This window comes from Micromonospora sp. NPDC050795 (assembly GCF_044456785.1).
Lineage (GTDB): Bacteria > Actinomycetota > Actinomycetes > Mycobacteriales > Micromonosporaceae > Micromonospora.
In genome coordinates this window covers 35,950-57,669 of the sequence record NZ_JBITGE010000029.1, presented here as the reverse complement: position 1 = coordinate 57,669, position 21,720 = coordinate 35,950, and the positions used below count along the sequence as shown (strand labels likewise).

Annotated in this window: 14 protein-coding genes and 1 pseudogene; 10 read left to right on the top strand and 5 right to left on the bottom strand. The window is 71.3% G+C overall.

Annotated elements, in window-relative coordinates; all coding sequences use genetic code 11:
* Positions 1-173 precede the first annotated feature (173 nt).
* The gene (locus tag ACIBEF_RS23790; protein WP_396795354.1) at positions 174-2,375 is read left to right on the top strand and encodes a transglycosylase domain-containing protein; all 2,202 of its coding nucleotides are present in this window, start codon (positions 174-176) and stop codon (positions 2,373-2,375) included.
* A 132-nt stretch (positions 2,376-2,507) separates the two neighbouring features.
* Here ACIBEF_RS23790 and ACIBEF_RS23785 read toward each other — a convergent pair whose 3' ends face one another.
* Positions 2,508-4,355: a thiamine pyrophosphate-requiring protein gene (locus ACIBEF_RS23785; protein WP_396795353.1), complete on the bottom strand. Its 1,848-nt coding sequence runs from the start codon at positions 4,353-4,355 to the stop codon at positions 2,508-2,510.
* 91 nt (positions 4,356-4,446) lie between these two features.
* Between ACIBEF_RS23785 and ACIBEF_RS23780 the strand changes: the two genes are divergently transcribed.
* Genes ACIBEF_RS23780 through ACIBEF_RS23770 form a run of 3 tightly spaced genes read left to right on the top strand, consistent with a single transcriptional unit; the run spans position 4,447 to position 8,641 of the window.
* Positions 4,447-5,295, top strand: a complete 849-nt coding sequence (locus ACIBEF_RS23780; RefSeq protein ID WP_396795388.1) for a TrmH family RNA methyltransferase — start codon at positions 4,447-4,449, stop codon at positions 5,293-5,295.
* Positions 5,296-5,342: 47 nt separating this feature from the next.
* Positions 5,343-6,794, top strand: coding sequence for an argininosuccinate synthase (gene argG, locus ACIBEF_RS23775; protein WP_355009703.1), 1,452 nt, complete (start codon positions 5,343-5,345; stop codon positions 6,792-6,794).
* The gene (locus ACIBEF_RS23770; protein WP_396795387.1) at positions 6,791-8,641 is read left to right on the top strand and encodes a PucR family transcriptional regulator; all 1,851 of its coding nucleotides are present in this window, start codon (positions 6,791-6,793) and stop codon (positions 8,639-8,641) included. Before argG ends, ACIBEF_RS23770 begins: the two co-directional genes overlap by 4 nt.
* A gap of 160 nt (positions 8,642-8,801) precedes the next feature.
* On the opposite strand, the gene ACIBEF_RS23765 is transcribed toward ACIBEF_RS23770, so the two are convergent.
* Complete coding sequence (locus tag ACIBEF_RS23765) at positions 8,802-10,154, bottom strand: hypothetical protein (protein ID WP_396795352.1); 1,353 nt, start codon at positions 10,152-10,154, stop codon at positions 8,802-8,804.
* Positions 10,155-10,236: 82 nt separating this feature from the next.
* On the opposite strand from ACIBEF_RS23765, the gene murD reads away from it, so the two are divergent.
* Complete coding sequence (gene murD / locus ACIBEF_RS23760; RefSeq protein WP_396795351.1) at positions 10,237-11,583, top strand: UDP-N-acetylmuramoyl-L-alanine--D-glutamate ligase; 1,347 nt, start codon at positions 10,237-10,239, stop codon at positions 11,581-11,583.
* Positions 11,584-11,592: 9 nt separating this feature from the next.
* On the opposite strand, the gene ACIBEF_RS23755 is transcribed toward murD, so the two are convergent.
* Positions 11,593-12,555 (bottom strand): hypothetical protein, encoded by a 963-nt coding sequence (locus tag ACIBEF_RS23755; protein ID WP_396795350.1) that lies wholly within the window; start codon positions 12,553-12,555, stop codon positions 11,593-11,595.
* 336 nt (positions 12,556-12,891) lie between these two features.
* On the opposite strand from ACIBEF_RS23755, the gene ACIBEF_RS23750 reads away from it, so the two are divergent.
* Positions 12,892-14,190, top strand: a complete 1,299-nt coding sequence (locus ACIBEF_RS23750; RefSeq protein WP_396795349.1) for an aspartate aminotransferase family protein — start codon at positions 12,892-12,894, stop codon at positions 14,188-14,190.
* Complete coding sequence (locus ACIBEF_RS23745; RefSeq protein ID WP_396795348.1) at positions 14,187-15,674, top strand: CoA-acylating methylmalonate-semialdehyde dehydrogenase; 1,488 nt, start codon at positions 14,187-14,189, stop codon at positions 15,672-15,674. Before ACIBEF_RS23750 ends, ACIBEF_RS23745 begins: the two co-directional genes overlap by 4 nt.
* Here the strand turns inward: ACIBEF_RS23745 and ACIBEF_RS23740 are convergent.
* Positions 15,646-16,546: pseudogene (locus ACIBEF_RS23740) on the bottom strand (hypothetical protein). The gene ACIBEF_RS23745 and the pseudogene ACIBEF_RS23740 sit on opposite strands and share 29 nt — an antisense overlap.
* Positions 16,547-16,739: 193 nt before the next feature.
* On the opposite strand from ACIBEF_RS23740, the gene ngcE reads away from it, so the two are divergent.
* The 3 genes from ngcE to ACIBEF_RS23725 all read left to right on the top strand — a co-directional run bounded on the left by ngcE (position 16,740) and on the right by ACIBEF_RS23725 (position 20,024).
* A complete protein-coding gene (gene ngcE / locus ACIBEF_RS23735; RefSeq protein ID WP_396795347.1) occupies positions 16,740-18,155 on the top strand; it encodes an N-acetylglucosamine/diacetylchitobiose ABC transporter substrate-binding protein in 1,416 nt (471 codons plus the stop codon).
* A gap of 64 nt (positions 18,156-18,219) precedes the next feature.
* The gene (locus ACIBEF_RS23730) at positions 18,220-19,128 is read left to right on the top strand and encodes a carbohydrate ABC transporter permease (RefSeq protein ID WP_091403945.1); all 909 of its coding nucleotides are present in this window, start codon (positions 18,220-18,222) and stop codon (positions 19,126-19,128) included.
* A complete protein-coding gene (locus ACIBEF_RS23725; RefSeq protein WP_357260459.1) occupies positions 19,125-20,024 on the top strand; it encodes a carbohydrate ABC transporter permease in 900 nt (299 codons plus the stop codon). Before ACIBEF_RS23730 ends, ACIBEF_RS23725 begins: the two co-directional genes overlap by 4 nt.
* A 514-nt stretch (positions 20,025-20,538) precedes the next feature.
* Here the strand turns inward: ACIBEF_RS23725 and ACIBEF_RS23720 are convergent.
* A complete protein-coding gene (locus tag ACIBEF_RS23720; RefSeq protein WP_396795346.1) occupies positions 20,539-21,525 on the bottom strand; it encodes an N-acetylglucosamine kinase in 987 nt (328 codons plus the stop codon).
* Positions 21,526-21,720 lie beyond the last annotated feature (195 nt).

Sequence of the window (21,720 nt, the reverse complement as noted above, 5' to 3'; positions counted from 1 at the left end):
ATGGGGTTGGCGGGTGCATCGATCATCGATTCACCCGCCAACCTCATGATCACTAGGGCGGGGGTGGGGGTGGGGGCGGGGGCAGGGGATTGGCTGGTGGGGGGCCGTGAAGTTGCTGACAATCCGGCTGTGGGGGTGGTCGGTTGGCGGCTTTCGTGGCAATCCTGGGGAGCATGGCCGCCCCTCGCTCGCCGCTGTCGCGGCTGTTCACCGTGCTGCTCGCCGGCGTGTTGGCCGGGCTCGTCCTGGCAGTCGCCGCACTGCCGGGCAACCTGCTGCTCGGGCTCACCGCACGCTCCGCGCTCGGGTCGTACGCCGCGTTGCCGGCCTCGCTGAAGACCCCGGCCACGCCGCAGCGTTCGTACCTCTACGCCAACGACGGCAAGACGCTGATCACCACGTTCTACGACGTGAACCGCACCGACGTACCCCTGTCGGAGATCGCTCCGGTCATGCGGCAGGCGATCGTGGCGGCCGAGGACCGGCGCTTCTACGACCATGGTGGTGCGGACCTGCGCGGCCTGGCCCGGGCGCTGGTGGCCAACGTCAAGGGTGGCGGCACCGAGCAGGGCGGCTCGACGCTGACCATGCAGTACGTCCGTAACGTGCTCAAGACAGACCCCACCCGCACCGCCGAGGAGCGCGCCGCCGCCACCGATCCCACAGTGGGCCGCAAGATCCAGGAGATCCGGTACGCGAGCGCGCTGGACAAGAACCTCGGCAAGGACGAGATTCTCGACCGGTACCTGAACATCGCCTACTTCGGCTCCGGCGCGTACGGGATCGCGGCGGCCAGCCAGCGGTACTTCGGCAAGCCTCCGGCCCAGTTGACCCTCGCCGAGTCGGCCCTGTTGGCCGGTCTGGTGCAGTCCCCGGACGCGTACAGCCCGATCAGCGGCGACAAGGACGAGGCGCTGACCCGCCGGTCGTACGTGCTCGACTCGATGGTCGCCACCAACACGATCACCGCAGCACAGGCCGCCCAGGCCAAGGCCGAGCCCCTCGCTCTGCACCCCACCGCCCAGCCCAACGGCTGCACCGCCGTCTCCCAGGGCCACGACGACTGGGGCTACTTCTGCGACTACCTGCGCCAGTGGTGGCTGACCCAGCCGGCCTTCGGGGCGACCGTCGCGGAGCGCGAGCAGGCACTGCGTTCGGGCGGCTACACCGTGGTCACCTCGCTGGACCCGAAGATCCAGGCCACCGCGCAACAGCAGGCCACAAAGGTCTACGGGTACGACAACAAGCGCGCCCTGCCGATCGCGGCGGTCCAGCCCGGTACCGGGCGGGTGTTGGCGATGGCGGTCAACAGGCACTACAGCCTCGCCGACAACCCGGCCGGGCAGGCGAACTACCCGAACACCGTCAACCCGTTGATCTCCGGCGGAGCCAGCGTCGACGGATACCAGGCGGGTTCCACGTTCAAGATGTTCACCATGCTCGCCGCGCTGGAGTCGGGCCGTACCCTCTCCACCGGTTTCGACGCGCCCGCCAAGCTGCCCACCCGGTACCCCGCCGAAGGGCCGGGCAGCTGTGACGGTCACTGGTGCCCGGCGAACGCCAACCCGGACTGGATGGACGGGTACCGGATGATGTGGGACGGCTTCGGTCGCTCGGTGAACACCTACTTCGTCTGGCTGGCCGAGCAGGTCGGCCAGGACAAGGTGGTCCAGATGGCGCAGCGGCTCGGCATCACGTTCCGCGCCGACTCGGACGCGGCCTTCGCCAAGAACAACGCCGCGAACTGGGGCTCGTTCACTCTGGGAGTGGCGGCCACCACCCCGCTCGACCTGGCCAACGCGTACGCGACGGTGGCCGCCGAGGGCACCTACTGCACGCCGGTGCCGGTGGTCTCGGTGACCGGCGCGGACGGCACGAAGGTGCCGGTGGGGCAGCCGTCCTGCAAGCGGGTACTCGACGCGGACGTCGCCCGTGCCGCTACCGACGCGGCGCGCTGCCCGGTGGGTCAGCAGTCGGCGTTCGGGCAGTGCAACGGCGGCACCGCCACCGGTGTGAACGACATCCTCGACGGCCGACCGGTGGCTGGTAAGACGGGTAGCTCGGAGCAGAACTCCACCGAGACGTTCGTCGGCTTCACCCCGCAGGTCGCGGTCGCCGGTATCGCCGCGAACCCGGACGACCCGGCCGACTCGGTGGGGTCAGCGGTGCAGACCAAGGTGATCGACGCGGTGGCCCGGGTCATCGCCACCGCCGTGAAGGGCCAACCGGAGAAGGCGTTCGTCGCACCGAGCCATGAGCTGGCCGGCGACCCGCACCGCCCGGTCGAGCGCCCAGCGGTCCCGAACCGTCGAGAGGACCCCACCACCGAGGACCCCCGCTCAGCCCTCCAGCGCTGGCTGGACCGCCGAGGCTGACCACCGCCCCGCCCCGCCCCCGCCCCGCCCCAGCCCGACTCCCGCGATCTTGCACTTTCGGTTGCCGGAATAGCCCATTCGCCCGGTTTTGTCGGCGCAGAAAGTGCAAGATCGCGGGAGTCAGGCCGGGGGTTAGCGGTCTCGGCGGCGGGGGCGGTAGCTGGCCAGGGTGGCGGGGAGGCCGCGGCGGATGATTCCGGCCCAGTCGGTGTCGCCGCGTAGCACCGCCGCGGCGGTCTTGCGGGCCTGCTCGACGGTGAAGTGCGGTGGCAGCATCAGCTCCGCCGGGTCGACCAGGGCGTTGATCACCACTGGCCGGTCGGCGGTGAGCGCCCGGTCCCAGACGTCGCGCACCTGATCCGGTGAGTCGATCAACTCGCCGTGCAGCCCGAGCACCTCCGCCCACTGGTGGTAGGCGATGTCCGGCAACTGCTGGCTGTCCGGGAACATCGGCGTCCCCTCGGTGGAGCGCTGTTCCCAGCTGACGAACGCCAGATCCCGGTTGTTGAGCACCAGCACCACGAAGCGCGGGTCGGCCCAGCTGCGCCAGTACTTCGCCACGGTGATCAGCTCGTTGACGCCGTTCATCTGCATGGCGCCGTCACCGATCAGCGCGACCAGCGGCCGGTCCGGGTGGGCGAACTTGGCGCTCAGCGCGTACGGCATGGCGCCGCCCATGGACAGCAGCGTGCCGGAGAGGCTGGCCAGCATGCCGGGGCGTACCTGGATGTGTCGGGCGTACCAGGCGGTGGTGGTGCCGCAGTCGACGGCGAGCAGCACGTCGTCGGGCAGCCGTTCGTTCAGGGTGTGGAAGAGCAACTGCGGGTTGACCGGGTCGGCGGCCTGTTCGGCCAGGTCGTGTTGCACCCGACGCCACGCCGAGGTGGCCTCGGTGACCTCCGCCCGCCAGGCGGTCGGTCCGGGGCCGGGGCCCAGCTCGTTCAGCAAGGCCCGCAGCGTGGGGCGGGCGTCGCCGGTCAGGTTCACCTCCGTCGGGTAGCGCAGCCCGAGCTGGGTGCCGTCCAGGTCGATCTGGACCGCGCGGGCCTGCCCGGGTTGCGGGTAGAACTCCGAGTACGGCATGTTGCTGCCCACGATCAGCAGCCGGTCGCAGCCGCTCATCAGCTGCCAGCTCGGTCGGGTGCCGAGCAGCCCGATCGCGCCGGTCACCCACGGCTCGCGGTGGTCGACGGCGGTGAAGCCGAGCAGTGCGGTGGCCACTCCGGCCCCGAGTCGATCGGCGATCTCGCGGACCTCGTCGCGTGCGCCGAGGGCACCCTGGCCGACCAGCATGGCCACCCGCTGCCCGCCGCGCAGGACCTCGGCCGCCCGGCGTACGTCCGCCTCCGGTGGCATTGTGGGCGTTGTGCTCGGCGCGTTGCTGGTCTGGTAGTAGCCGTGCGCGTGGGGCGGGTTCGGGACAGCCGGCTCGTCCTGGATGTCGAGGGGCAGGATCAGTGCGGTGACGGTACGCCGGGCCAGCGCCGTGCGGCACGCCCGGTCGACGAGGTGGCGTACCTGTGCGGGGTTGTCGAGCTGGGCCAGGAACGCTGCCGCCACGTCCTTGTAGAGGGCGAGCAGGTCGACCTCCTGGTAGTAGCCGCCGCCCTCGGCGGTGGTCGCGGTGTGCCCGACCAGAGCGATCACCGGTTGGTGGTCGAGCTTCGCGTCGTACAGGCCGTTGAGCAGGTGGATGGCGCCCGGCCCGCTGGTGACCAGCGCGCAGCCCAGTGGGCCGCCGCCGTACTTGACGTGTGCGGAGGCGGCGAAGCCGGCGGTCTCCTCGTGGCGGACCTGGATGAACTGGGCTCGTCCATTCGTGCGTTGCAGCGCGGAGGTGAGGCCGTTGATGCCGTCGCCCGGGTAGCCGAAGTAGCGGTGCACGCCCCAGCTGAACAGTCGCGACACGATGTGGTCCGCGACGGTCGGACGCCGGGGCAGGGTGCCCACTTCGCCCGGGGTGGTGTCGTCTGCGCTCACCTGGCTGGTCCTTCCCGTCACGTCCGTTGTCTGCCGGTCATTCCCCTTCTTCTTCGGACAAAACACCTCGTCGGGCGGGCCTCGGAGCGCGCTGCTCCGCGTCCGGCAGAATCGTCGGGTGCCCGTCCACCAGATCACCGACCCCGACGACGACCGGATCGCCGACTACCGGGCGCTCACCGACGTCGAGCTGCGCACCCGTTGGGAACCACCGCACGGCCTGTTCATCGCCGAGGGGGAGCTGGTGCTGCGCCGGGCGCTGCGCGCGGGCTACCCGGCCCGGTCGTACCTGGTCGACGCCAAGCGGGCCGACCAGCTGGCCGACCTGGACACCGGCGACGCCCCGGTCTACGCCGCGACCCAGGACGTGCTGCAACGGGCCACCGGTTTCCACGTACACCGGGGGGTGTTGGCGTCGTTCCACCGCCGGCCGCTGCCGACGGCGGCCGAGGTGCTCGCCACCGCGCGCCGGGTCGTCGTCCTGGAGGACGTGAACAACCACACCAACCTGGGCGCGATCTTCCGGGGGGCCGCCGCGCTCGGTGTCGACGCGGTGCTGTTGTCGCCGACCTGCGCCGACCCGCTCTACCGGCGCAGCGTCCGGGTCAGCATGGGTGAGGTCTTCGCCATGCCGTACGCGAAACTCGACCGCTGGCCCGCGGGCCTGGATCAGGTGCGGGAGGCCGGCTTCACGGTGCTCGCGATGACGCCCGCGCCGGACGCCGTACCGATGCAGCGGTTGACCCCGGCGCAGCGTGAGCGGGCGGCGTTGCTGCTCGGCGCCGAGGGGCCGGGCCTCACCGCTGCGGCGCAGGCCGCCAGTGACGTGCGGGTGGTCCTTCCGATGCGGCGCGGCGTGGACTCGTTGAACGTCGCCGCCGCGGCGGCGGTCGCATTCTGGGAGCTGGGGCGCGACGACGCGCCGGTCGACGGCGGGTAGACCGCATCGGCTTGCATGGCCATGCGTTCTATTGCATAATTTTCCCCGTGTCCAAGGTTCTCACCTCCCTGCCCACCGGCGAACGTGTCGGCATCGCCTTCTCCGGCGGCCTCGACACCTCGGTCGCGGTCGCGTGGATGCGCGACAAGGGCGCCATTCCCTGCGCCTACACCGCCGACATCGGCCAGTACGACGAGCCCGACATCGCCTCGGTGCCCGGTCGTGCGCTCAGCTACGGCGCCGAGCTCGGCCGCCTGGTCGACTGCCGCGCCGCCCTGGTCGAGGAGGGCCTCGCCGCGTTGACCTGCGGCGCCTTCCACATCCGCACCGGCGGTCGGGCCTACTTCAACACCACCCCGCTGGGTCGCGCCGTGACCGGCACCCTGCTGGTGCGGGCGATGGTCGCCGACGACGTGCAGATCTGGGGCGACGGCTCGACCTTCAAGGGCAACGACATCGAGCGGTTCTACCGGTACGGCCTGCTGGCCAACCCGATGCTGCGCATCTACAAGCCGTGGCTCGACACCGCCTTCGTCACCGAGCTGGGTGGGCGTAAGGAGATGTCCGAGTGGCTGCTGGAGCGCGGCCTGCCCTACCGCGACAGCACCGAGAAGGCGTACTCGACCGACGCCAACATCTGGGGCGCCACGCACGAGGCGAAGACCCTGGAGCACCTCGACACCGGCATCGAGACGGTCAACCCGATCATGGGCGTCCGGTTTTGGGACCCGTCGGTGGAGATCCCGACCGAGGACGTCACAGTCGGTTTCGACCAGGGTCGCCCGGTCACGATCAACGGCAAGGAGTTCGGCAGCGCCGTCGACCTGGTGCTGGAGGCCAACGCCATCGGCGGCCGGCACGGCCTCGGCATGTCCGACCAGATCGAGAACCGGATCATCGAGGCCAAGAGCCGAGGCATCTACGAGGCGCCCGGGATGGCGCTGCTGCACTACGCGTACGAGCGGCTGGTGAACGCCATCCACAACGAGGACACCCTGGCGAACTACCACAACGAGGGTCGCCGCCTCGGTCGGCTGATGTACGAGGGCCGCTGGCTGGACCCGCAGGCGCTGATGCTCCGCGAGTCGTTGCAGCGGTGGGTCGGCACGGCGGTCACCGGCGAGGTGACGTTGCGGCTGCGCCGGGGCGAGGACTACTCGATCCTGGACACCACCGGCCCGTCGTTCAGCTACCACCCCGACAAGCTGTCCATGGAGCGCACCGAGGACTCGGCGTTCGGCCCGTCGGACCGGATCGGCCAGCTCACGATGCGCAACCTGGACATCGCCGACTCGCGGTCGAAGCTGGAGCAGTACGCCTCCCTCGGGCTGGTCGGCGGCGGGAACCCGCAGCGGATGATCGGGGCCGCGCAGGCCGCCTCCACCGGGCTGATCGGGGCGATGCCCGAGGGCGGCGCGGAAGCCATCGCGTCCCGGGGTGTCGCCTCGGCGGAGGACGCGGCCCTCGACCGCGCCGCGATGGAGTTCGGCGTCGACTGACCCCTCGCGCCGGTGGCAAGTCGAGTTCCGGCGTCACGGACGGTAGCGTGTCGGCCGTGTTCCCTACCGTCCGTGAGGTCCTCGCCCTGGGCCCGGTCCGCCACGGCGCGCCACGCGTCGTCGCCGGCGACGAGGGGCTGGACCGACCCGTCCGCTGGGTGCACGTCGCCGAGGTGCCGGACATCGCCACCCTGCTCGGCGGTGGCGAGCTGGTGCTCACCACTGGCATCGGTCTGCCCGGGGACGACGCCGGGTTGCGCGCGTTCATCGGCGATCTCGCCGACGTCGGGGTCTCCGGGCTCGTCGTCGAGCTGGGCCGCCGGTACGTCAGCGGTGTGCCCCGGGTGATGGCCGCCGCCGCCGAGCGGCGCGGGCTGCCCCTGGTGGAACTGCGCCGGGCCACCCCGTTCGTCCGGATCACCGAGGCGGTGCACGCGCTGATCGTCGACGCGCAGCTCACCGAGCTGCGCGCCACCGAGGAGATCCACCAGCGGTTCAACGACCTGTCCGTGGAGGGCGCCGACGCCGCCGAGGTGATCCGACAGGCCGCCGAGCTGTCCGGCTGCCCGGTGGTGCTGGAGAACCTGTCCCGGCAGGTGCTCGGGTACGACCCGGCGGGGGAGAGCGCAGAGCTGCTGCTGGACGGCTGGGAGCAGCACTCCCGGCGGATCCGCCCGGCCGGGCGGACCGCGTACGACCCGGACAGCGGCTGGCTGGTGACCACCGTCGGCGCCCGGGGGCAGGACTGGGGTCGGCTGCTGCTGCGCTGGCCGGCCAGCGGCGACGTGCCCAGCGCCCAGGCCGTCGAACCGAGCGCGGGCTCGCCCACCCGGCTCACCATCCTGATCGAGCGGGCCGCGTCCACCCTCGCGCTGGGGCGGCTGATCCGCCGCGACGCCGAGGGCCTGGAACGGCAGATCCACCGCACCCTGCTCACCGCGCTGCTCGACCACTCCCGCCCGGTGGACGAGGTGGGACTGCGAGCCAAGGCGCTCGGTGTGGTGCTCGACCGGAGGCACCTGGTCGGCGTGATGGTGCGGCACCGCGCCGACGACCCCGCCGGGGAGGTCGGCCCCGAGGCCGGCCAGGCCCGGCTGCGTGATCTCTCCGAGGCCGTCGGCCAGGCCCTGCGGGAGGCGAAGCTGACCGCGCTGACCAGCGCCGTCGACGACAACTCGGTGGGCGCTCTCCTGGCCCTGACCGACCCGGCCGCCGAGGACCGCGCGCTGTCCGCGTTCGCCAACGCCCTTCGTCAGGTACGCCTCGACGCCGGCGCCGGCCGGACGGGACCCGTCGTCGACGCGTCCCGCTCCTCCTCCGGCGCGGAGCCGTTCCGGGCGGCTCCCGGTGTCGAGGCCGCCCGGATGGGTGTCGAGGGGGCCCGGGGTGCTGGCCCGGGTGCCGTGATCGTGGCCGCCGGATCCGGGGTGAGCACCCTGCGGGAGGCCCGCCGGTCGCTCGTGGAGGCACGGCAGATCGCCGAGGCGGCCCGACGGGACCGGCGTGACCTGCCGATCTTCCGGCTCCCGCACGTCGGGCTGGCCGGTCTGCTGCACCTGCTGCGCGACGAGCCCCGCCTGCAGACGTTCGTGGAACGCGAACTCGGCGCGCTGCTGGAGTACGACGCCCGGCACCCGAGGGAGCGGCTGCTGGACACCCTGCGCGCCTACCTGGAGCAGGGGCGCAACAAGTCCGCAGCCGCTGCCGCCGCCCACCTGTCCCGACCGGCCTTCTACGAACGCCTGGCCCGGATCGCCCGCATCCTCGACGTCGACCTCGACTCGGTGGAGGCCGCCCTCTCCCTACACGTGGCCCTGCTAGCCCTGGACGCAGTCCGAACCCCGTAACCCCCCACCCCACCCCACCCTCCGCGCCGGCCGTCCCCCGCCGCCCCCCGTTGATCATGAAGTTATTGCCACGACACGCCGATGAGGATGGCAATAACTTCATGATCACCGGAGCGGGAGCCTGGGGGCGGGAGCCCGGGGATCGGGTTGGGGGATGGGGTTAGGTTGCTGGGGCGTTTAGGGCTTTTGCGTAGGTTGGGGGGATGTGGTTGGGGCCGCCGGGGGTGAAGACGTCCGAGTGGGCCACCGAGGACCAGGCTGTCTCCGGGACGGCGTCGACCAGGGCCTGGATCACCGGGGCGTCGCGCCACTGGTCCTGCTCGGCGAGCAGGCCGAGGGCCACCACCGACTCCTCGACCTCGCCCACGCACTCGAACGGCTTGTGCCCGTCCACGCCCAGCAACTCGCGGTAGCCGGGGATCTGCGACTCGTCGGCCAGCAGGTCGCCGCCGAAGATGTGGGTGACCCGCTCCCGCGGCATGAACGGCGCCATGGCCAGGAAGACGAAGCGACACTTCGGGCAGTCCCGGCACCAGCGCTCACTCGCGTCGCGCAGCTTGAACGCCTGGTTGCAGCTGGTCACCACGTCGTCGTACCGGGTGAACTCGGCGAACAGCCGGGCGATGTGCAGCTCGGACAGCGAACGCAGCAGGGAGAAGTACGGGTCGGTCAGGCCGGCGTGCTCGGCCAGCGACGCCCGCAGCAGCCCTTCGGCCTCGACGCCCTTGGACCACTGGTGGTTGATCTCGTGGCCGTTCCAGACCAGGTTCGGGTCGGACGCCGAACGCTCGTTGGACATCACCACCGGGCCCAGCCCGTGCAGGACGGCGGTGGCCACGGCGATCAGGGAGTTGATGGCGGTGACCGGGATGTGCCCGTTCAGCGCGCCGGCGGCGTTCAGGTCGAACAGCACCGGGTCGATGCGCCGCCGGGCAGCCAGCGGAACCAGCCCGGACGCCTCGTTGACGGCGACGATCACGTGGTTCGGGTTGACCGAGAACGGCACCGGGTCCAGTTCGGCGCGGCGCAGCGCCTCCAGGCTGACGATCGAGTCCTTACCGCCGCCGACCGCGGAGAGCGGGCGACGGTCCGAGTCGTCGTACACCCGGGCCGGCGTCACCACACCGGTCGGCACCTCGGGGCGCAGGTCGAGCACGTGCGGCAGTTGGTTGCGGTACGCGTATTCTGCGAGGCCCCTGGTGTAGACGGCCGTGACGTAGTCGACGGTGGCCGCGCCCAGCGGCGTCGGCAGCACGAGCCGGGGCGGCGCGGCGGCCTTGTAGTAGCTGACCCCGGCGACGAGGTGGAGCACCTCCAGCACCCGGTTGAGGGTCGCCACCGTCTCGTCGGAGGGCGGTTCCGCCGGCAGCGGGAGCGTGATCACCTCGGTGAACCGCTGCTCGCCGGCCGGGCCGGTCAGGGCGTAGTCGAACAACACCTCGCCGGTGGCGAAGTCGATCGAGTAGGACGGGAAGGTGAAGGCGTCCATCCGCCGGAGCTGCTCGTTGGGCACACGCCATACTAGGCCCTGGTTCGTCCGGCCGTGTCCGGACCGGGCCCGCCCTGCCGCCGCCGTGACCCCCGAGGAGACACCAGTGCGCCTGTCTGACCTGCGCGGACGTACCGTCGCCGTCTGGGGCACCGGTCGGGAGGGCCGGGCCGCTGTGACAGCGATCGCCGCCCACGGCCCAGCCGACCTGGTCGCCGTGGACGACAGCGCGAACTTCCTGTCGCTGCCGTGGGAAGGCCCGCTGGCCGAGGCGGCGCCACTGGTGACCGGCGAGGCGGGCTTCGAACGGTTGGCCGCCGCGGACGTGGTGGTGCGGTCCCCGGGCGTGCCCCAGACCCACCCGTGGCTGGTCGAGCTGCGCCGGCGCGGGGTCATGGTGACCCAGGGCACCGCGTTGTGGATGGCCGACCACGCCGCGCGCACGGTCGGGGTCACCGGCAGCAAGGGCAAGAGCACCACCTCCAGCCTGATCAGTCACCTGCTCACCGCGATGGGGCGGCCGAACGTCTTCGGCGGCAACATCGGGGTGCCGACCCTGGACCTGCCGGAGGCGGAGCTGTACGTGCTGGAGTTGTCCAGCTACCAGTGCAGCGACCTCACCGACTCGCCACGGGTCGCGGTGGTCACGGCGCTCTTCCCCGAGCACCTGGACGCGCACGGTGGGGAGCGGGAGTACTACCGGGACAAGCTCAACCTGCTCGCCCACGACCCGCAGACGATCGTGGTCAACGGTGGCGACCCCCGGCTGGCCGCGGAGCTGGGTGAGCTGCCGGCGGTCCGCGCCGGTAGCCCCGACACCACCCACGTCGCCCCCGGCCTCGACGGTACGCAGTGGTTCCACTTCGGTGACCAGCCGCTGTTCCCGCGCGCGGTGCTGCCGCTGGTCGGCCGGCACAACGAGGGCAACCTCTGTGTCGCGCTCGCCGTCCTCGATGCCCTCGGCGTGGACGTGGTGGCCGGCAAGGACCACCTCGCCGTCGCGGTCGCCGAGTTCCAGGGGCTGGCCCACCGGCTCACCGAGATCACCGACCCGTCCGGGCTGACGTTCGTCGACGACACTCTCGCCACCAGCCCGTACGCGGCGATGCACGCCATCGACGCGTACGACGGGCGGCCGTTGACGGTGATCGTCGGGGGCAACGACCGGGGTCTGGACTACACGCCGCTGGCCGAGCACCTGGCCGAGCGGGAGCTGACCGTGATCGGAATTCCGGACAGCGGCACCCGGATCGTCGAGGTGCTCGCCGGCCTGCCGAAGGTGCGTACCGAACTGGTCGACGACCTGGTGGACGCGGTCCGGCTGTCCCGCGAGGTGACCCCGGCCGGCGGGGTGGTTCTGCTCTCGCCGGCCGCGCCCAGCTACGGCCGGTTCCGCAACTTCGAGCACCGCTCCGAGGTCTTCGCCCAGGCCGTCGCCGACACCGCCCGCTGAACTCAGCCCTCAACGCACCAGGTCGTGCAGGGCGCGCATCGAGCGGATCGCCGACCGGATCTCCTGAAGGTAGCGCCCCGGCGTGAGCGTCTGCTCGGGCAGCACCGCCAGGTCGGCGAGCGTCGGGTCCACCCCGACCGTGTCGATGGCGCATCCGTACGGCACGGCCAGGGTGCGCAGCGCGTCGCAGTGTTGGAACGGCACGTAGATCGGCGCGGTGACCATCAGGACCTCGTCGTCCGGCGCGAGCCGGACGTGGCCGGCCCAGAACCGCTGGGTGTCGGCGGTGTGGGCCCGCCGCTGGTCCGGTTCGCTGGACGGCGCGGCCAGTACCCGGATCGGCGGCAGCCCGTCCGGTCGGTAGGTCCGCGAGGACCAGGAGTGGTGCGGGTGGCCGGCGTCGACGCCGTCCTGCTCGGCCGGGGTGGTCACCTCGAACACCCGGCGGACGGCTGTGTCCAGCACGTCCACCTCGGTCTCGTCGGCCGGCAGGCCCGCCTCGGCGAGTGTGCGGCGTTCCCAGTCCGACAGCGGCCGGAAGCTGCCCAGGACGGCGACCTCGCCGCTCACCGGTAGGCCGGCGCGCAGCAGGTGCGCGGCGTAGCCGACGCGGCGTACGCAGGCGTGCGCCAGGCCGCCGAGCACCACCAGGTGGGCGTACGCCGATCGGGCCGGTGGCACTGGGTGGATCAGCCGGAGTGTGGCAGCCGCGTCCAGCACGAGGGTCGCGGTGGCCGGGGCGAGGTCGGGCTCCCGGGCGTCGGGCCGTTCCCGGCCGCCGCGGAAGTCCCAGTGACGGGCGGAGAAGTCGTCGAGGTAGCGGAGCACGTCGGTGAGGTCGCCGTCGGGCCAGGTGCCGCCGAAGTGGGCGACCAGGCCGCGGATCGGGGTGGAGCAGACCCAGGCCCGGATGTCCGCCGTGATCCGTTCGTCGTCCGTTCCGGTCGACGGTGGCCCGTCCGCTCTGTGCACCTGCCGGATGCTACCGGCCCGCCGCGTCAGAGCTGCTGGTTGTGGTTGCTGCCTACGCTGGCGGGAGCCGCTGATGGGGGAATCTCGATGTCTCGCCCGCCGAGGGCATTCCGGCCGGCGACCGAGCCACCACACCTACCGGCCGGCCAAGGTGCGGATCGAGTGGGGTGATCCCGCGATTGCTGTGCAAATCAGCCGTCAAGGTCGACCATTGCTGTGGAAACCGTTGACGTGCTGTCAGGTCGGGACGTCCATGCGCTACAGGCTGACAGTTGTTCGCGTCGGCCGGCGGTGGGAGCGTGCGGTATCCACGAACGCCGCTGAAGGGTTGCCACGATGACCGACGACCTGCTGGCCCGGCACCGGGCAGTGCTCCCGTCCTGGATGCCGTTGTACTACGCCGAGCCGATCGAGTTGGTCTCCGGCTCGGGCCGCCGGGTCACCGACGCGCAGGGGCGCAGCTACCTGGACTTCTTCGGCGGCGTGTTGACCAACATGATCGGGTACGACATCCCGGAGATCCGGGAGGCCGTGGAGCGGCAGCTCGCCACCGGCATCGTGCACACCTCGACGCTCTACCTGATCCGTCAACAGGTGGAGCTGGCCGAGAAGATCGCCCAGCGTTCCGGCATCCCGGACGCCCGGGTGTTCTTCACGAACTCCGGCACCGAGGCGAACGAGGCGGCGCTGCTGGTGGCCACCAACCACCGCCGCTCGCACCAGATCCTGGCCGTGCGCAACAGTTACCACGGCCGGTCGTTCGCGGCGATGGGCGTCACCGGCAACCGCACCTGGTCGGCCAGCGGCCTCAACCCGCTCCAGGTGGCCTGGCTGCACTCCGGTGACCGGGTGCGGGGTCTGCTGGCCCGGCTCAGCGCCGACGAGCAGGTCGACGCGGCGGTGGAGGACCTGCGCGAGGTGTTGGCCACCCAGACCGCTGGCGACGTGGCCGCGCTGATCGCCGAGCCGATCCAGGGCGTGGGCGGTTTCGTGCACCCGCCGGACGGGCTCTTCGCCGGCTGGAAGAAGGTCCTCGACGAGCACGGCATCCTGTTCATCGCCGACGAGGTGCAGACCGGCTGGGGGCGTACCGGGGAGCACTTCTGGGGTTACCAGGCGCACGGCGTCACCCCCGACCTGCTCACCTTCGCCAAGGGCATCGGTAACGGGTTCGCCCTGGCCGGGGTGGTCGGTCGGGCCGACGTGCTCCAGGCGGTGCCGGCCATCAGCTTCTCCACCTTCGGCGGCAACCCGATCTCCACGGCGGCCGGCAACGCGGTGCTCGACTACCTGATCGCGCACGACCTCCAGGCGAACGCGGCCCGCGTCGGCGCGATCCTCGCCGACGGCCTGCGGTCCGCCGTGGGCGGGCTCGACTGCGTCGCCGAGGTACGCGGAAAGGGGCTGATGCTCGGCGTCGAGTTCGTCCGGCCGGGCGGCAGTGAGCCGGATCCGGCGCTGACCAACCGGGTCTTCGAAGCCGCCCGGGACGGTGGCCTGCTGACCGGCAAGGGCGGCCTCCACGGCAACGTGCTGCGGATGGGGCCACCGTTGACGCTGACCGAGGAGGAGGCCCGTGAGGGCCTGGCGATCCTCGTCGACGCGATCCGAACGGCTGCGGGGGTGGCGGCATGAGCATCGGTCACTTCATCGACGGCAAGCGGGTCGACGGCACGTCGCAGCGGCGCGGCGACGTGTTCGACCCGGCGACCGGTCGGCGTACCGCCGAGGTCGAGCTGGCCTCGACCGCGGACGTCGACGTGGCGGTGCAGGCTGCCGCCCGCGCGGCGCGGGCCTGGCGGGACGCGTCACTGGCCCGGCGGTCGGCGGTGCTGTTCGCCTTCCGGGAGTTGGTGCACGCCCGGCGGGACCGGCTCGCCGAGGTGATCACCGCCGAGCACGGCAAGGTGCTCGCCGACGCCGCCGGCGAGGTGCAGCGCGGCCTGGAGGTCATCGAGTACGCGTGCGGCCTGCCGTCGGCGTTGCGCGGCGCGTTCAGCGAGAACGTGTCCACCGAGGTCGACTCGTACACCATCCGGCAGCCGCTCGGCGTGGTCGCGGTGATCTCGCCGTTCAACTTCCCGGTGATGGTGCCGCTGTGGTTCGTGCCGGTGGCAGTGGCCTGCGGCAACGCGGTGGTGCTCAAGCCGAGCGAGAAGGACCCGAGCGCGGCGCTGCTGCTGGCCGAATGGTTCGCCGAGGCGGGCCTGCCCGACGGGGTGCTCAACGTGGTCAACGGTGACAAGGAGGCGGTCGACGCGTTGCTGGAGCACCCGGAGGTGCGGGCCGTGTCGTTCGTCGGCTCCACGCCGATCGCCCGGTACGTCTACCAGCGTGGCACGGCCGCCGGCAAGCGGGTGCAGGCGCTCGGTGGGGCGAAGAACCACATGGTGGTGCTCCCGGACGCCGATCTGGACCTGGCGGCCGACGCGGCGGTCAACGCCGGGTTCGGCTCGGCGGGGGAGCGTTGCATGGCCATCTCGGTGCTGGTGGCGGTGGAGCCGGTGGCGGACGCGCTGGTCGAGCGGATCGCCGCGCGGGTGACCGGTCTGCGCACCGGCGACGGCCGACGGGGCTGCGACATGGGCCCACTGGTGACCGCCGCGCACGCGGCGAAGGTGCGCTCCTACGTGGACGCCGGTGTCGCCGCCGGCGCGGTGCCGGTGGTGGACGGGCGGGACGTGACGCCGGACGGCGACCCGGACGGTTTCTGGCTCGGCCCGACGTTGTTCGACCGGGTGACCCCGGACATGTCGATCTACACCGACGAGATCTTCGGGCCGGTGCTGAGCGTGGTCCGGGTCGACTCGTACGACGAGGCGGTGGACCTGGTCAACGCCAGCCCGTACGGCAACGGCACGGCGATCTTCACCAACGACGGCGGGGCGGCCCGGCGCTACCAGCACGAGGTGGAGGTGGGCATGGTCGGGATCAACGTGCCCATCCCGGTGCCGATGGCGTACCACTCGTTCGGCGGCTGGAAGTCGTCGCTCTTCGGCGACCTGCACGCGCACGGCGAGGACGGGGTGCGGTTCTTCACCCGGGGCAAGGTCGTCACCAGCCGCTGGTTGGATCCGCGACACGGCGGGGTCAACCTCGGGTTCCCCACCCAGACCTGAGCAGTCGCAGCACGCCCGCCCCGGCCAGGTACGCCACCAGTGCCGGGACGGGTGTGCCGAGCGGCTCCGGGGCGCGGGCGGCCGTCGCACTGTTGAGCAGCAGCGCCGCCACCACGGCGGCGTAGGCGGCCACCGTCGAGGCCGTTCGGGCTGGCGTGCCTCGACCGGTCCGACGCCCGGCGCGGTGCCGGCCGCTGCGCGCCTCCACCCCGGCCGAAGATGGCGACGAGCAGCAGCAGGATCAGACCGAGCTGGCCGGCGGCGACGGCCAGCAGCGCGAGGCTGGGCGGCGCGGCGTTGTCCAGGCTCTCGCCGGGCACGTGCAGCATGGCCACCGGCCACGGGCCGGGCCCGGTGAGCAGCAGTGCCGTGGCCAGGCCGCCGGCCAGGAACACCAGTCCGGCCCGCCGCGAGGTGGGCAGTCGTCGCCAGCGGCGTACCCCCGGATGGTCGTGGGCCGACGGCCCGGCGGCGGGCGTCGGGCCGGCTTGCGAGGCGGTCGCGGCGGTGTCGCCCGACGGCCCGGCGGCGGGCGGCGGCGTCTGCCGGGTGTCGTGCCAGGCGAAGCCGAGCTGGTGGACGGCCAGCCAGCCGAAGAGGTAGGTGCCGTAGCTCAGCGCCTCCGGCCCGGTGAGCCGGCCGAGGTCGCCGAGGCCGACCAGGGCGACAAGTGCCAGCGGGACGGTCAGGCCGAAGCGGCGGTGCAGCGCGTACATCGAGTGCCCGGTGACCTGCCCGGCGGCGTCGCGCCCGATCGACGTGACGCCCCAGTGTCCGAAAACGACCATGGTGATGGCGAGTGCGCGGAGCAGGTCGACATATCGCTCCCGCCCAGCCGGGGTGTGCTCGGCCAGCCGGCGCAGGCGGCGCATCGCCTCAGGCTAGGCGACCTGATGACGGCTGGTGGTGATAACGGTTCGACCTTCAGGACTTGAAGTCCGAGCCCGGCTGTCGTAGAAATTCTTCAGCAACGGAGCATTAACTGAAGAGAACTACCGCCCCTCGCGCGGTGGACGCCTCCCCCACAAGACCGGCGATCCGCCCGACCCGACCCGAGGAGAACCCATGAACAGGCGCGACATCCTGCGGCGCAGCGCCGCCGCCGGCCTCCTGGCCACCCCCGCCGCCGGTCTGCTGTCCGGCTGCGCCACCAGCGGTGGCGGTGACAAGAACGATGCCGAGACCTACCAGGGCACCAAGAGCGCCGAGAACCCGCTCGGCGTGAAGGAGGACGCCCCACTCGAGGTGGTGATCTTCGGCGGCGGGTTCGGTGAGGAGTACGCCAAGGCCCACGAGGCCATGTACACCGAGAAGTACCCGAAGGCGAAGATCAAGCACTCCTCCACCCAGGAGATCAGCAAGACCCTCCAGCCGCGCTTCGTCGACGGCACCCCGCCCGACGTGGTCAACAACTCCGGCTCCAGCCAGATCGACTTCAACGGCCTGGTCAGCCAGAACGCCCTCGCCGGCCTCGACGAACTGCTGGCCGCCCCGAGCCTCGACATCCCCGGCAAGACGGTCAAGGACACCCTGCTGCCCGGCGCGGTCGAGGTCGGCTCCTACGACGGCAAGTTCCTGGTGCTCAGCTACACCTACACCGCCTACGGCATCTGGCACTCCGCCAAGCTCTTCGCCGACCGCGGCTGGTCGTACGCGAAGACCTGGGACGAGCACATCGCGCTCTGCAAGCAGATCAAGGCCGCCGGCATCGCCCCCTGGACGTACGCCGGCCTGCACCCGCGCTACATGAGCTGGCCGCTGATCTCCACGGCGATCAAGTTCGGCGGCCCGTCGGTGGCGACCGCCATCGACAACCTGGAGCCGAACGCCTGGAAGTCCGACTCGATGCGCGCCGCCGCCGACGCCTGGCACCAGATCGTCAAGGACAAGTACATCCTGGACGGCTCGCCCGGCCTGGACCACAAGCAGTCGCAGACCGCCTGGTGTCAGGGCAAGGCCGCCTTCATCTCCTGCGGATCCTGGCTGGAGAGCGAGCAGAAGGACGTCACCCCGCCCGGCTTCACCATGACCATCGCGCCGACGCCGAGCCTGGGCAGCGGCGACAAGCTGCCGTTCGAGGCGATCCGGGGAACCGCCGGGGAACCGTTCATGGTGCCCGCCAAGGCCCGCAACGTCGCCGGCGGCCTGGAGTACTTCCGGACCATGCTCTCCAAGAGGGGCGCCCAGGACTTCACGAAGAAGGTCGCCAGCCTCACCGTGGTCGCCGGTGCGACCGAGGGCGTCGAGCTGCCGTACGGGCTGAGCACCGTGGTGAAGGCCCTCGACGCGTCCGGCGCCAACGGCTTCAACTGGGTCTACAACAGCTTCTACCGGAAGTTGGAACGCAACCTCGTCGACGCCGCGTGCGGCGAGTTCTTCAGCGGCCGGATCGGCCCCGCCGAGTTCCTCGAACAGTGCCAGAAGGGCGCCGACTCGATCGCCCAGGACAGCTCCATCAAGAAGTACAAGCGAGCGGCCTGACCGCCCGGCCGGTGGGGGAGAGGTCCGCCCCCACCGGCCGTACCCAATCGGAGAGGTCCCTCTCGTGAAACATGGCAAGTGGCCGCTGATCGTCACGTTCCTGGTGCCACCGGTGCTGCTGTACGTGTTCTTCGTCGTCTCGCCGTACCTTCAGGCGTTCCAGATCTCCACCACCGACTGGCTCGGCTACTCGGCCGACGCCAACCCCGTCGGTCTGGCCAACTTCAAGACCCTCTGGCACGACGACTACGTGTGGAACGCGCTGAAGAACAACGCGATCCTGCTGGGGCTGGTGCCGGTGCTCACCATCGTGCTCGGGCTGTTCTTCGCCACCATGCTCGCCATGGGCGGGCGCAAGGGCAGTGCCGGCGTCACCGGCGTACGCGGCGGCGCGCTCTACCGCACCGTCTACTTCTTCCCGCAGGTGCTCTCCGTGGTGATCATCGCGTTGCTGTGGAAGGAGGTGTACCACCCCAACAAGGGGCTCCTCACCACCGCTCTGCACGGCCTCGGCCTGCCCGCGCCGACCTGGCTCGGCGACCCGGCGACCGCCTTCTGGTGTGTGCTGGCGGTGATGGTCTGGAGCAACGTCGGCTTCTACGTCGTGCTGTTCGGCGCGGCGATGTCGGCAGTGCCGAAGGAGATCTACGAGGCCGTCCTGCTCGACGGCGCGTCCCGGTTCACCACCCTGCGCCGGGTCACCCTGCCGCTGCTCTGGGACACCGTCCAGGTCGCCTGGGTCTACCTGGCCATCTTCGCCCTGGATGGGTTCATCCTCGTCCAGCTGATGACCAACGGCGGGCCGAACTTCTCCACCGACGTGATCGGCGTACGCATGTACGACACCGCCTTCGGCAGCGAGACCAAGTTCGGCTACGCCTCGGCGATCGGCGTGGTGATGTTCTTCCTGACCCTCTCGGTGGCGGTGCTGTCGCTGCGGGTCGGCCGGCGCGAACGGATCGAGTACTCGTGACCACTCTGGATCAGCCCACCGCGACCGCCCCGACCCCGGTCACCAGCGGGGACCGCCCGGTACGCCGGGAACTCGGCGTGGCCAACGCCCTCTCGCACGGCTTCCTGCTGCTCTGGGGCCTGCTCACCGTGCTGCCACTGCTGTGGATGTTCATCAGCTCGTTCAAGACCAACGGTGAGATCCTCGCCGACCCGTGGGGGCTGCCCGGGGCGCTGCACCTGGACAACTGGGTGCGGGCCTGGACCGGCGCGCACATCGGCCGGTACTTCCTCAACAGCCTGGTGGTGGTGGCCGGCTCGGTCAGCCTCACCATGCTGATGGGCGCCACCGCCGCGTACGTCTTCGCCCGGTACGAGTTCCGCGGTCGCCAGGTCGTCTACTACCTGTTCGTCGGCGGCCTGATGTTCCCGGTGTTCCTCGCCCTGGTACCGCTCTTCTTCGTGGTCCGTAACGCCGGCCTCTTCAACACCTGGCTCGGGCTGATCCTCGTGTACGCGGCCTACTCGCTGCCGTTCACCGTGTTCTTCCTGACCGCGTTCTTCCGGACCCTGCCCACCTCGGTGGCGGAAGCCGCACTGGTCGACGGCTGCGGTCACTTCCGGCTCTTCTTCCGGGTGATGCTGCCCATGGCACGTCCGGGACTGATCAGTGTGGCGATCTTCAACTTCCTCAGCCACTGGAACCAGTTCCTGCTACCGCAGGTGCTGTTGCAGGGCGACGAGTCCAAGTGGATGCTGGCGCAGGGGCTCTTCGCGCTGTCGGTCAGCCAGGGGTACGCCGGCGACTACGCCCGGCTCTTCGCCGGGCTGAGTATCGCGGTGCTCCCGGTGCTCGCGGTCTACGTGGCCTTCCAGCGGCAGGTGCAGGCGGGCCTCACCGCAGGGCAGCTCAAGTAGAACCACCTAGCCATCACTGACCGATATCGATCACCCCACCCGCAGGCCGACACGACCTTCCACCCGACCAGTACCCCGACTCGCTCACCGACCGGCCCCACCCCATCCCGGGCCGGCCCCATCCCGACCGGCCCCACCCCATCCCATCCCGGGCCGGCCCGGCCCCAAGATCCGCGCAACTCCGGTGAAATTGCTGCCTCACGCCGTGCCGAGGCAGCAGTTTCACCGAAAGTGCGCGGATCTTGGCCATGTCGCGACGGGCCGCAGCGGTTCAGGTGCGTTGGAGCGCGGTGCGGCGGGTGTAGGGCCGCAGCCAGCCCCTTGATCGTGCTCGATCCAGGATGTAGTCCCCTCCCGGCGGGATGAGGCCACTAGATCCTGGATCGAGCACGATCTTGACTCCGCGCTCAGCGCGGGCGGGTGGGGCTCCCCGCACGGTGTGGGGCGCCGGGCACCGCGGTGTGGGGCGCGAGGTGTCGTGCCGGCGCAGGCTATGTGCCGCGCGCCGTTGGCTTCAGGGGTTGGGGAAGAGGCGGGCGTGCAGGGCGGCCGGGTCGGTCACCTCGGGTAGGCCACGGGCGGCGAGCCAGGCCGCGGCGGCGGCCCCGTCTCCGGCGGTGCGCAGTGGCGCGTCCGGCCAGTGTCGCGCGATCTCGGTCCGGACGGCGGCGGCGAGCGGGGTGTCCGCGGTGAGCAGGCCGCCGCCGAGCACGATCGGTGTCACAGCCCCGGCGGGGCGGATGCGGCTCACGCTCTCGGTGAGGTGCGCGGCGGCGTCGGTGATCAGTTCGGTGGCGACCGGGTCGCCGTGGGTGGCGGCGTCGACGACCAGCGGCGCGAGCCGGGCCAGTTCGACGGGGGGTCGACGGGTCACCGTCTGGATGGTGGCGTCGACGGTGTCCCGGGGGCGGGCGGCGATGTCGGCGCTGCCCAGAATCTCGGTGAGCACGGTCGTGGTCAGCGCGCCCAGCGCACTGCCGGCGTCGAGGTCGGCGAGCAGCCGGCGGACGGCTTCCCGACCGAGCCAGAAGCCCGACCCGGCGTCGCCGAGCAGCCAGCCGTGGCCGTCGGCGATCCGGTCGAGCCGCAGCTCGTGGACATGGGCGGTGATCGCGCCGGTGCCGGCGATGAGGATGGTTCCGTGCGGGGCGGCGGTGCCGGAGGCGTACGCGACCAGGGCATCGCCGTGGACCTCGTACGGGCAGCGCAGGCCGGCGTCGTGCCAGGCCTGGTCGAAGGCGGCCCGCCCGGCCGGGTCGGCGAGCAGTCGGCCGGCTCCGGCGAGCCCGATGGTGCCGGCGGCGGCCCGCGTCGGGTCGATGTCGGCGAGCGCTTCGCGGAGCGCGGTCAGCAGTTCGGCGGCGGCGCGCTCGGCGCCGTGACTGGTGGGGTTGCCGCCGCCGGCGCGGCCGGTGCCGACGCGTCGCCCGGTCAGGGTGAGGACGGTCGCCCGGGTGGACGTACCGCCGATATCGAGACCCACCACGACGGTGTCGGACATCGGCACGAGTCTCCTTGCGCGGAACGGCGATCTGGCTTGTTCATGCTGGTCGGCGGGGTCGTGCGGGGCAAGTTGTGGCGAGCGTGGGGGGCTGTGCGGGAGGTAACAGTTTGAAAACTTCGCCCACAGTCTTGACACAGAGGGTCGTTCAGTAAGAACTTTTACCACTAACAGTTAACAGTCTTTTCGGAAAGC

Excerpts from the sequence above, each read along its gene's own strand:
- ACIBEF_RS23745 (WP_396795348.1), top strand. The coding sequence starts at position 14,187 with ATGAGCATCGGTCACTTCATCGACGGCAAGCGGGTCGACGGCACGTCG.
- ACIBEF_RS23790 (WP_396795354.1), top strand. The coding sequence starts at position 174 with ATGGCCGCCCCTCGCTCGCCGCTGTCGCGGCTGTTCACCGTGCTGCTC.
- ngcE (WP_396795347.1), top strand. The coding sequence starts at position 16,740 with ATGAACAGGCGCGACATCCTGCGGCGCAGCGCCGCCGCCGGCCTCCTG.
- ACIBEF_RS23720 (WP_396795346.1), bottom strand. The coding sequence starts at position 21,525 with ATGTCCGACACCGTCGTGGTGGGTCTCGATATCGGCGGTACGTCCACC.
- ACIBEF_RS23750 (WP_396795349.1), top strand. The coding sequence starts at position 12,892 with ATGACCGACGACCTGCTGGCCCGGCACCGGGCAGTGCTCCCGTCCTGG.